This is a genomic window from Sphingobacterium sp. LRF_L2, from assembly GCF_965644235.1.
In the GTDB taxonomy this organism is placed as follows: domain Bacteria; phylum Bacteroidota; class Bacteroidia; order Sphingobacteriales; family Sphingobacteriaceae; genus Sphingobacterium.
On sequence record NZ_CBFFRI010000006.1, the window covers coordinates 147,662 to 158,938 of the forward strand.

Below are 11,277 nucleotides of genomic sequence, written 5' to 3' on the forward strand. Positions count from 1 at the left end.
TTTCGTCGTCAGAGTGCATCAGAAAGTGTTGACGTAAGATTTTATCAGCTGACGACTGAAATACATTCAGATAAAAATAATAAATTGTTTTTCTTAGAGGGAGCTGTTCTTTGGGGCAGCTCTCCTCTTTTTGTGAAATTCGATTCTTTTGCCAGCTATCGTAGTAGGAAATAAATAGGCTAGAATAGGATTTATTTCTATAGGTTGTCCTGGGATTTTTTCCCGGAACCAAGAGTGTGATGTAGTGTTAAATTTTGGTCAAGATCTGCCAAAGTGTCATCGATTTAAGTTTTTATTGTTAGCTTTGTAGTCTTTGAAATAGAATAATGCTAGAATTAGAACACAGTACGAAAACGCATGATGAATCCCGTCAGGGAGAAGCGTTGGACATGTTGCCAACCGGTCAATCTACTGGAAGGAAGTTGTATATCGAAAGTTATGGTTGTCAGATGAATTTTTCTGACAGTGAGATTGTAGCCTCCATATTGGTGGATAAAGGGTTTGAGACGACGAGAGATTACAAAGAGGCGGATGTTGTATTTATCAATACGTGCTCTATCCGAGAGAATGCTGAACAACGTGTGCGGAACAGGTTGAAGGAGTTTGAATCGGCTAAAACTAGAAATCCAGGAATGATTGTCGGTGTCTTAGGTTGTATGGCAGAGCGTCTGAAATCAAAATTTTTGGAAGAGGAAAAGTTGGTTGACGTCGTTGTTGGACCTGATGCTTATCGGGATTTGCCGAACTTGATTGACCGTGTCGATGATGGCAGTAAAGCGGTAAACGTTTTACTCTCTAGGGAGGAAACTTATGCGGATATTAGCCCTGTCCGGTTGAATTCCAACGGTATATCGGCATTTATTTCCATTATGAGAGGATGTGATAACATGTGTTCATTCTGTGTTGTGCCATTCACTCGGGGGCGTGAACGTAGTCGTGACGTGCATTCGATCGTGAAGGAAGCACAAGATCTATTTAATGCAGGTTATAAGGAAGTGACTTTGTTGGGGCAGAATGTAGATTCCTATAAGTATACACCAACCGTGGCAGAGGGAGAAGAAGCTCAGCCTGTTGTAAATTTTGCTCATCTCTTAGCTCTTGTTGCAGAAGTTAGTCCTGAATTGCGGGTGCGCTTTTCAACTTCACATCCAAAGGATATTACGGATGAGGTGCTGTATACAATGGCACGTTATGAAAATATTTGTAAATATATCCATCTTCCCGTGCAATCCGGAAATAGTCGGGTTTTGGATTTGATGAATCGTACATACGATCGTGCCTGGTATATGGAACGTGTAGATGCGATTCGTCGTATTATTCCAACCTGTGGTATATCTACGGATGTTATTACTGGTTTTTGTACGGAAACAGAGGAAGAACATCAGGAGACATTATCGATGATGGATTATGTGAAGTATGATTTTGCGTATATGTTTGCTTATTCCGAGCGTCCAGGTACATTGGCTGCCAAACGCTATGAAGATGATATTCCAGAGGATGTCAAGAAAAGACGTTTGACTGAGGTTGTTAATAAGCAACAGGAACATAGCTTTTATCGTTTGCAGAATTTCATTGGGAAGGTGCATCGCGTATTAATTGAAGGCTTCTCTAAACGTTCGGACTTAGATTATTGTGGGCGTAACGATCAAAATACTATGATTGTTTTTCCTGTTGATGCGCGCTTTAAACCTGGACAGTACGTTAATGTATTGGCAGAGCGCAGTACGTCTGCTACTGTTATGGGACGAATAGTGGATTAAAAATAGGAAAAGAGAACTATCGTGGATATTCAAGATATTAAAAATAGATTTGGAATAATTGGCAATTCACCCTTGTTAAACCGTGCTATTGACGTGGCAAAACAGGTAGCTCCCACTGATATTTCTGTTTTAATTCAGGGGGAAAGTGGTTCCGGTAAGGAGGTTTTCTCTCATATCATTCACCAGCTAAGTACGAGAAAACATGGCTCTTTTATCGCAGTTAACTGTGGAGCGATACCTGAGGGAACCATTGATTCCGAGTTGTTCGGTCATGAGAAAGGATCTTTTACGGGGGCTCATGAAGCGCGGAAAGGTTATTTTGAAGTGGTAGATGGGGGGACGATATTCCTGGATGAGGTTGGAGAATTGCCATTAGGAACGCAAGCTCGTCTATTACGGGTATTGGAAACTGGTGAGTATATTCGGGTGGGTTCTTCGAAAGTGCAAAAAACAAATGTTCGTGTTGTTGCAGCTACGAATGTTGATGTTTACGAAGCTGTTAAGAAAGGTAAGTTCCGTGAAGATCTGTATTATCGTTTAAATACGGTTCCTTTAAAGATTCCTTCCTTGCGAGAACGTAAGGAGGATGTCAATCTACTTTTTCGTAAATTCATTGTTGACTTTTCGGACAAATACCGTACACCCGGTATACAATTGACACCTGATGCGCAAGAGCTGCTGATGAATTACAATTGGCCAGGGAACGTTCGGCAATTGAAAAATATCGCTGAACAGATCGCCGTATTGGAGCGTGAACGTGTGGTGAATGCTTCCATATTGTCGAAGTATCTGCCTGTTGAACAGGTTTCTTCGCTTCCTGCTTTAGTCAAAGAAGGAGGTAAGGAGGACTTCTCAGAGCGGGACTTGCTTTACAAGGTGCTCTTTGACATGAAGAAAGATATGGTGGATTTGAAGAAATTGGTTGTGGAACTTTTGCAAAATGGAGTCAATTCGGGTACATTTGAACAAAATTCTCCCTATATTAACCAACTGTATAATGAGGTGACGCCTTCTCCGGCTTATATTGGTGAAGAGGTAAAGCCACCTACATTGACCATTCATAATCCGAATCAGGTGGCGAAGGCAAGCAATGATTATATGCCTTACGAAACACAAGATGCGGAAGAGGTAGAGGAATCACTGTCTTTGGTTGACAAAGAGTCGGACCTCATTAAAAAAGCCCTTAAGAAGCATAAAGGAAAGCGGAAGGCAGCAGCTCGTGAGCTAGGTATTTCAGAACGCACCTTGTATAGAAAAATAAAAGACTTAAATTTAGATTAATAAGCGCGTTATTTATGCAAAGAATTTTTTCCGTTTTTTTGCCGATGGCTGTTGTACTGTGTTTCTTCTTTTCGGGCTGTGGCGTGAACTATAGCTTTAGTGGTGGTTCCATTCCCGAGAATATGAAAACGGTGAATGTTCAGTTTTTTGAAAATATAGCTCCTATGGTATATGCTACACTTAGTCAGAACTTTACAGAAGGCCTGAAAGAACGTATTCGTAGTCAATCTCGTTTAAGTCAAGTGAATGGTGAGGCGGATGCCATGTTTGAAGGTGTTATTACAGGATATGACATTACACCGGCAGCGGTGGAAGCGAACTCCGATCGTGCGGCCTTAAATAGGTTAACCATCACGGTGAAAGTGAAGTATACGAATAGACTAGATGAAACGGGAGAGAGTAGTTTCGAGCAATCATTCACACAGTTTCAAGAGTTTTCAGGGACCGTGACAGCACAAGAAGCAAACTTGAATGCGGCTATCATCAAATTATTAACGGAAGATATTTATAACCGCGCATTCGCAAACTGGTAGTATATATGGAAAATCAAGGACGATCGGTAGCGTATTTGTATCATCAGGCTTTGGTGAACCCCAACGATTTGACAGCAGATGACTTTGGATTTTTACTGGCTAAGTTTCCCTATTCGCAACCGTTACATTTTGCATTCGAACGACGTAAATTTCTTCAAGGTGAGCTTAACAATTTGGGAGGAAGTGCTATTCTTTTGTCCGCTAGCCCCAATTGGTTGTACGAATATGTACAGATGCCAGTTGTCGAATCACCGTTTGTAGAAGTTCAGGATGATGATTATGTTCCTTACAAGGAAGGAAGCTTGCAAGAGCTTACAGGGGAAATTACAGACGTTGCTATCGATTCTGCTCCAATCGTAGAAGAAGCTGTTTTGAATCCATCGAATACTGATCTTTCGAACGACGCTATTGACTTTGATGTAGTGGTAACTGACGAGCTGGTTGTTGCAGAAACTGAAGATACGCAGGAAGAGTCAAATCAACAGCAAGAAGCGAGTGGGATAGAGGAGGAATCTGTCTTTGTTACGGAAGAAGATAATGTTGATGTAGAGGAAGCACCTTTGGATGCCGTAATAAGTTCTTCGGAGCTTCAGGAGCAGCATTTGGAGAATGTAGAAGAGACGGATGTTGATGTGCCGATTGTTGAGCGCGAGGAGGCTAGGCCTGATGAAGAAGCAAAAGGTTTATCTGTTGGTCTGGATTCTGTGCATACGACGGAAGATGAGGACGAAAGGAATGCGCTAGAGACGTTGGTAATTGAAGGTATAGGGGGCGGGGATTATTTTGCCCTCCATGCAAAGAATTTACAATGGGAAAATGAGAAGAGTGAGGATATTCCCGAGGAAATCGTTTCAGGGGAGGAGGAACAGGAAAATAAGGAAGAAGATGATATAAGTTTGTATAACGACGATCTTATGCCTTATAGTTTTAGATGGTGGCTACACAAAACACGTTTGGAATATGCAGAAACGTATCAGCCTTTTGTCAATCCGTCATTAACTGTTAATAAAAAATCTGGTTTTGATCCTATTGAATTTGATCGTGTGGTTTTAGACCAACAGATTCGAGAGAATATTATACATTTTCAAAGCCCAGAGGATAAACTCAGTGAAGAGGTCAAACAACGCACTGTAGATTACAATAGAAATGACAAAACTGCGGAGGTGATTGAGCGCTTTATTCGGGAAGAACCTCAAATTCAGCCACCTCCGGCGGATCAGTTGAATATGGAAAATAAGGCGCGTAAAAGTTCTGAAGAAAAGTTTGAACTGGTAACGGAAACGCTAGCGCATATTTATGCGGGTCAAGCGATGTATGTCAAAGCTATTGAAGTGTTTAAAAAATTAATTTTGAAGTTTCCGGAAAAAAAATCGTATTTTGCGAGCCGAATTAAAGAATTGGAAGAAAAACTATATTAACGAAATAAAGAAATGCAAACATTTTTAATTATCCTGATCGTGTTGACTAGTTTGTTGTTAGCGCTTATTGTGTTGGTGCAAAATCCAAAAGGAGGAGGTTTGTCATCAGGATTTGCTGGGAGCTCAAATTTGATGGGGGTGCAACGTACAGGAGATTTTTTAGAAAAAGGTACTTGGGGATTAGCTATTGCCTTAATGGTTTTTTGCTTAGCTATTAATATCGTTGGACCTTCTGCTGGGAAAAGAGCTGGTGGTTTAGGTGATCAAATAGAGGCACCTGCGCAAAGTTCTCCTTTAAACTTGAATACAAATCCGGTTCAAGAACAGCAAGCGCCTGCTACTTCAGCAACGCCTGCAGATTCTTCAAAATAAATCAAACACTGTTTGTAAAAGTAACGAAGCCCCGTATATCATACGGGGCTTTTTTTGTGGTGACAGGATGACATTCTGATTTTTTTTGACTGTCAATTTTTAGCTTGTGATGTGAAAAAATGGCAACAAATTCGCTTTTTTCTTCTTTGGCATAATTGGTGATAAGAGAACAAGAGTATTAAACGTTAAAAAGATAAAACTAAAATAATTATGGCATTAAGTATTAAACCTATCGGAGACAGAGTCGTGGTAGAGGCGGCTCCAGCAGAGGAAAAAACAGCATCGGGTATTTATATTCCAGATACTGCGAAAGAGAAGCCTTCTCAAGGTACAATCGTTGCAGTAGGAACAGGTAAACCAGAAGAACCTCTTACTGTTCAAGTAGGTGACAAAGTTTTATATGGCAAATATGCTGGTACAGAAATCACTTATGAAGGTAAAGAATATTTAATTATGCGTGAATCAGACATCTACGCAGTGTTGTAAGTCTAGAGTATAAAAAAATAAAAAAGAAGAAATGACAAGAAGTCAAAACTTAGGTTTCGATGGAAAGGTCAAAAAATCTAAAACTATAAAAAATGGCAAAACAAGTAAGATATAATGTTGAAGCTCGTGACGCACTGAAAAAAGGTGTAGACACATTAGCAAATGCAGTAAAAGTAACTTTAGGTCCTAAGGGTCGTAATGTAATTATCGAGAAAAAATTTGGTTCTCCATTGATTACAAAGGATGGTGTATCCGTAGCGAAAGAAATTGATCTAAAGGATGCTTTAGAAAATATGGGTGCACAGATGGTGAAAGAAGTGGCTTCTAAGACTGCAGATCAAGCTGGTGATGGAACTACTACAGCTACAGTGTTAGCACAAGCTATCATCGCTCCAGGATTAAAATCCGTTGCAGCTGGTGCAAACCCAATGGATTTAAAACGTGGTATCGATAAAGCTGTTGCAGCGGTAGTTGGTAATTTGAAATCACAATCTCAAGTTGTCGGTGCTGATAACAACAAGATCAAACAAGTTGCTACAATTTCGGCAAATAACGACGATGTTATCGGTTCTTTAATTGCTGAGGCAATGGAAAAGGTGGGTAACGATGGCGTTATTACTGTAGAAGAAGCAAAAGGTACAGAGACAGAGGTTAAAACTGTAGAAGGTATGCAATTTGACCGTGGTTACTTGTCTCCTTACTTTGTAACGAACTCCGATAAGATGGAAGCGGAGTTAGATAGTCCTTATATTTTGATCTACGATAAAAAGATCAGCAATATGAAGGAATTATTGCCGATTTTGGAGAAACAAGTTCAAACGGGTAAACCTTTGTTGATTATTGCTGAAGATTTAGATGGTGAGGCTTTAGCTACATTGGTTGTTAATAAAATCCGTGGTTCTCTGAAAGTTGCTGCTGTTAAAGCACCTGGCTTTGGCGATCGTCGTAAAGCAATGTTGGAAGATATCGCTATCTTAACTGGAGGTACTGTTATTTCTGAAGAGCGTGGTTATAAGTTGGAAAATGCAGAACTTTCTTACTTAGGTCAAGCGGAGAAGGTTGTTATCGATAAAGATAATACAACGATCATCAACGGTTCTGGAAATGCAGAGGACATCAAAGCTCGCGTGGCACAAATTCGTTCACAAATCGAAACGACTACTTCTGACTACGACCGTGAGAAATTGCAAGAGCGTTTAGCTAAGTTATCAGGTGGCGTGGCTGTTCTTTATGTAGGTGCAACTACAGAAGTAGAGATGAAAGAGAAGAAAGACCGTGTTGATGATGCTTTGCATGCCACACGTGCAGCTGTTGAAGAAGGTATTGTTGCTGGTGGTGGTGTTGCATTTATCCGTGCTACTGAAGCGCTAGCAGGTCTTAAAGGTGCAAATGAGGACGAAACCATTGGTATCGAGATTATTAAACGTGCTATCGAAGAGCCTCTTCGTCAGATCTGTAATAATGCAGGTATCGAAGGTGCTGTTGTTGTGCAAAAAGTAAAAGAAGGAACTGCTGATTTCGGTTACAATGCACGTACTGCTGTGTACGAAAATTTAATTGGTGCCGGTGTAATCGATCCAACTAAAGTTTCACGTGTTGCTTTGGAAAATGCAGCTTCTATTGCTTCGATGTTGTTAACAACAGAATGTGTATTGGCTGATGAACCAGAAGAAAATCCTGTTGCAGCTGGTGCTCCTCCTATGGGTGGTGGCATGGGTGGCATGATGTAAGATCTTCACACATTACAAAATAAAAAAGGCCTCGAACATTGTTCGAGGCCTTTTTTATTTTGTGTAGTTGCTATTCGCTGTATTGATAAAAACGTTTTGTTGTGAAGCTGCATTGAAAATTCGGATAGATCCAAGCAGCCTTAATGACGAACGGATTCATTTTCCCTGTTGTATATTTCTTCCAAAAGTTGGTATAAAATGGGGTGATCCTCTTCTAGTTTTTTAGGCTTTTGGAAGAAATATTCAGAGACGACTGCAAGAAATTCAGCTTCATTTGTAGCTGCATAATCTCGAATATCGGAACGGTTTCGTTTTATAGCTTCAATTGATCTGTGCATTTCCTTAAGCCAAGGTTTTACAAGTTCTTGAGGGATAAGATAGGAGGGAATTCCATCTATTTCACCATCTGCTTTATCAATAAGATGAACAAACTCATGGATAGCAGTGTTATGTGTCGATAGATTGTTGGAAAAGCCGGAACGGAGTGACTCCAAGGATATGAGCATTTTTCGATTCATGACACCATCGCCTACCATACCTAAGATTAATCGATCCATTGTATCTATTTCGTAGCGTTCGTTGAATGTACTTGGGTAGATGATGACTTCATCGAGATTCTCGTAAGACCACTTGTCGAAATGGAACAACGGTATGGTAGCACTGGCAGCAACGAGAATACGGTCTTGATCTGTTATTATTGCTCCTTTCTCGGGTGATATCATGGTGGTTGCCAAAAAATAAGAAACACGATCTATAAATTTGTTCCTTGCAGCCTGATCCAATTGCTGAAAAAAGGTCACTTTATCTTTTAATATACTTTCGATGTATTTCTGGTCGATTAGCTGCTTTTTTTTATACTTTTTGTTTCCTACAAATCGGAATACATACCAGATTAATAGGATACCTGCTCCTATAATGAGGATCAGGATCTCCGTTTTGCTATCAAATCTCATATTCGCTAATTTGGAAAAAAAATGCTATTTTTCCTTATTATTTTATGAGAATAAATCTGTTCTACACCATTTATATACATTTTATAAGATGCAAAAATACCATTATACCGACGGAACTAATACTTTCGGTCCTTTCAGTATCGAAGAACTGCAGAGCAAAGGTATAACAGCTGATACCTATGTTTGGACAGAAGGGATGCCTACTTGGGTTCTTGCCCGTCAGGTGCCCGAATTGACCTCACTACTTTTTTCTGAAGGTCAGCCCTATTATACCAATGCTGGGCAGGCTCCTCCTCAATTCCCACAAACTCCTCCGTCCGCTTTTGGACAAAATTTACAATATCCACCAAAAAATTATCTTATAGAAACGATTTTGACCACCATCTTTTGTTGTTGGCCGCTAGGTATTCCTTCCATTATCTACGCTTCACGAGTCGAAAAGCGGTTCTATGCAGGGGATTTGCAAGGAGCGGAAGAAGCATCTGCACAAGCGAAAAAATGGATGTGGATTAATGTAGGTGCCTGTATTGGATTGTGGCTACTTTATTTTATTATATTCGGAATAGGCATGTTTGGTGCTATAATGAGCGGGTCTTCCGATTTTTAAGTGTATAGGCAACAAGCTAAGTTATTGCTGTATGTATTTGGTGTACTGGCTTTAACTGCATTTATATATGTCTATTATACATACGATCCGTCTTCACACGGTTGGTTTCCTAAATGTCCTGTAAAAGGCCTCACCGGATTAGACTGTCCTGGCTGTGGTTCACAGCGGGCTATACATGCGCTACTTCATGGCGATTTTATGCAAGCTTTTCATTACAATGCGCTTGTTATACCTTTTATCCCATACATTGTATTAGGATTTCTTTATCGTTCCATCCGGAATCCGAGCGCGTGGACCTTAAATATGCGTAAGATTCTATTTGGTGAGTGGGCTATAAAAGTAATATTTGTGGTTATTTTGCTACATTTTTTCGTTCGTAATATGCACTGATACAGTGTTTTGTGTTATACTGACAGTGTTCTGACGATTTAAATGGGTAAAACCCATTGTATATTTGAAAAGGCGTAGTACATTTGACCTCGAAATGAGAACGTTACTATTGTTGGTTGTATCATGTTGTCTCCTCGCATTTTGGGGACGGGACATCGCTGCGATTTTTTCGCATAGCGAACAGCCTGCAGTTGAACATGCTCAACATGGCCAGTTATTTACAAAACCTCATATTGCTAAAAAGCTTCTATATAAAAAGGCGTTACCCGTTTCTAATGAGGCTAAAGATTCTTTTACGGAAACAGATGAGGATTTTAGTTATAGCAGCTTTGGCGACCTAGAGGCTAGAGCACTGTTGGTTTTTAGTTATGCCTTCATTTTAGTATGTTATCCGATTTTTACAAGAAAGCCATTACCTTTCCCTTGGCATTTTTGTCGTGTAACATCGAGTAAGTACATCTTGCAACGCGTCCTGCGTATTTAAGATCTTTTCTATTAGGTATCTTCTGTGTAAAGACAATCGTTCAGTAGTTTCTGTAGCGAGTGTTTGAAGCTACACGATTGATTGTGTTGGGTACATTTTTGCACAACATCATATCCAGAATTAATCACATTATCCATAATTCAACATTAAAAAAATGAAAAGATTCAGTGCGACTATGCTGCTGGGTTTGGCAGCAGGTGTAAGTTTTTACAGTTGTACAGCGAGTAAAGCTGAAAAAGTAGAAGAAGTAGCAACTTATCCAGTGACTACAGCCGTTCAAATAGATACGTCATTTGTCAAAGAGTATGTCTCTCAAATACGATCGGTTCGAAACATTGAAGTTCGTGCGCTTGAGCGAGGTTATTTGGAGAAGGTTTACGTAGACGAAGGGCAATATGTTAAAGCGGGACAGTTGTTGTTTCGCATCATGCCAAAATTTTATGAAGCGGAATTGACAAAAGCGCAGGCAGAGGCAAAAGCAGGTGCTATAGAATTGGAAAACAGCAGGATGTTAGCTGACAAAGATATCGTGTCGAAGAGTGAGTTGGCACTTGCGCAGGCAAAGTTAGAGCGTGCAAATGCCGAAGTAGCATTAGCTAAGTTTCATGTCACTGCTACCGAGGTGCGCGCACCATTTGACGGGGTAATCGATCGCCTGCCGCTAAAGTTAGGTAGTTTGGTAGATGAAGGCGATTTATTGACCAGTCTATCTGATAACAGCGATATGTTTGCTTATTTTAATGTGTCGGAACCTGAATATCTGGAGTATCAATCCACTATTCAGAAGAATAAGGAAAAAGAACAAGTAAGCCTATTGCTCGCTAATAACAAGCCGTTAGCCTATAAGGGAATTGTGGAAACGGTGGAAGGGGAGTTTGATAACGAAACGGGAAATATTGCATTTCGTGCTCGTTTTCCTAACCCGGATCGGTTGTTGAAAAATGGCGAAACTGGTAAGGTTCAAATGACGGTGCCTCTCCATCAGGCACTTGTTATCCCACAAAAAGCAACTTATGAAATTCAGGATAAGCATTATGCTTATGTTGTTGATGCACAAGGGAATGTTCATTCTCGTCTTTTGGAAATCAGCAATGAAATGCCTGACTTATATGTTGTCAGTTCAGGGCTTTCTGATAAGGATCAAATTTTGCTTGAAGGCGTGCAAAAAGTGAAAGAGGATGATCATATTCAAGTGAAGAAGATCAATGCTCGGGATGTGCTTTCTAAGCTCCGTTTAAAAACAGAGTAATGTTAACTATGCTA

At 40.1% G+C, this 11,277-nt stretch carries 12 protein-coding genes; 11 read left to right on the top strand and 1 reads right to left on the bottom strand.

Going from position 1 to position 11,277, the window contains the following annotated elements:
- The first annotated feature begins 326 nt into the window (after positions 1-326).
- The 7 genes from miaB to groL all read left to right on the top strand — a co-directional run bounded on the left by miaB (position 327) and on the right by groL (position 7,580).
- Complete coding sequence (gene miaB / locus ACSZOX_RS13490) at positions 327-1,760, top strand: tRNA (N6-isopentenyl adenosine(37)-C2)-methylthiotransferase MiaB (RefSeq protein ID WP_437920553.1); 1,434 nt, start codon at positions 327-329, stop codon at positions 1,758-1,760.
- Between the two features lie 21 nt (positions 1,761-1,781).
- Positions 1,782-3,041: a sigma 54-interacting transcriptional regulator gene (locus tag ACSZOX_RS13495; protein ID WP_437920554.1), complete on the top strand. Its 1,260-nt coding sequence runs from the start codon at positions 1,782-1,784 to the stop codon at positions 3,039-3,041.
- Between the two features lie 14 nt (positions 3,042-3,055).
- Complete coding sequence (locus tag ACSZOX_RS13500; RefSeq protein ID WP_437920556.1) at positions 3,056-3,574, top strand: LptE family protein; 519 nt, start codon at positions 3,056-3,058, stop codon at positions 3,572-3,574.
- Positions 3,575-3,579: 5 nt separating this feature from the next.
- Positions 3,580-4,992, top strand: a complete 1,413-nt coding sequence (locus ACSZOX_RS13505) for a hypothetical protein (RefSeq protein WP_437920557.1) — start codon at positions 3,580-3,582, stop codon at positions 4,990-4,992.
- 12 nt (positions 4,993-5,004) lie between these two features.
- The gene (secG, locus tag ACSZOX_RS13510) at positions 5,005-5,364 is read left to right on the top strand and encodes a preprotein translocase subunit SecG (protein WP_437920558.1); all 360 of its coding nucleotides are present in this window, start codon (positions 5,005-5,007) and stop codon (positions 5,362-5,364) included.
- A gap of 210 nt (positions 5,365-5,574) precedes the next feature.
- A complete protein-coding gene (locus ACSZOX_RS13515) occupies positions 5,575-5,850 on the top strand; it encodes a co-chaperone GroES (protein ID WP_380906188.1) in 276 nt (91 codons plus the stop codon).
- 92 nt (positions 5,851-5,942) lie between these two features.
- Positions 5,943-7,580 carry a chaperonin GroEL gene (gene groL / locus ACSZOX_RS13520; RefSeq protein WP_437920559.1) on the top strand — a complete coding sequence of 546 codons (1,638 nt, stop codon included), beginning with the start codon at positions 5,943-5,945 and terminating at the stop codon, positions 7,578-7,580.
- Between the two features lie 140 nt (positions 7,581-7,720).
- Here the strand turns inward: groL and ACSZOX_RS13525 are convergent, their stop codons facing one another.
- Positions 7,721-8,533, bottom strand: a complete 813-nt coding sequence (locus ACSZOX_RS13525) for a zinc-dependent peptidase (RefSeq protein ID WP_437920560.1) — start codon at positions 8,531-8,533, stop codon at positions 7,721-7,723.
- A gap of 88 nt (positions 8,534-8,621) precedes the next feature.
- Between ACSZOX_RS13525 and ACSZOX_RS13530 the strand changes: the two genes are divergently transcribed.
- The 4 genes from ACSZOX_RS13530 (at position 8,622) to ACSZOX_RS13545 (ending at position 11,263) form a co-directional block, all read left to right on the top strand.
- Complete coding sequence (locus ACSZOX_RS13530; RefSeq protein ID WP_437920561.1) at positions 8,622-9,140, top strand: CD225/dispanin family protein; 519 nt, start codon at positions 8,622-8,624, stop codon at positions 9,138-9,140.
- On the top strand, positions 9,141-9,530 hold the full coding sequence (locus ACSZOX_RS13535; protein WP_437920562.1) for a DUF2752 domain-containing protein: 390 nt from the start codon (positions 9,141-9,143) through the stop codon (positions 9,528-9,530).
- Positions 9,531-9,624: 94 nt separating this feature from the next.
- Complete coding sequence (locus tag ACSZOX_RS13540) at positions 9,625-10,014, top strand: hypothetical protein (RefSeq protein WP_437920564.1); 390 nt, start codon at positions 9,625-9,627, stop codon at positions 10,012-10,014.
- A 154-nt stretch (positions 10,015-10,168) separates the two neighbouring features.
- Positions 10,169-11,263 carry an efflux RND transporter periplasmic adaptor subunit gene (locus ACSZOX_RS13545; RefSeq protein WP_437920565.1) on the top strand — a complete coding sequence of 365 codons (1,095 nt, stop codon included), beginning with the start codon at positions 10,169-10,171 and terminating at the stop codon, positions 11,261-11,263.
- Positions 11,264-11,277 lie beyond the last annotated feature (14 nt).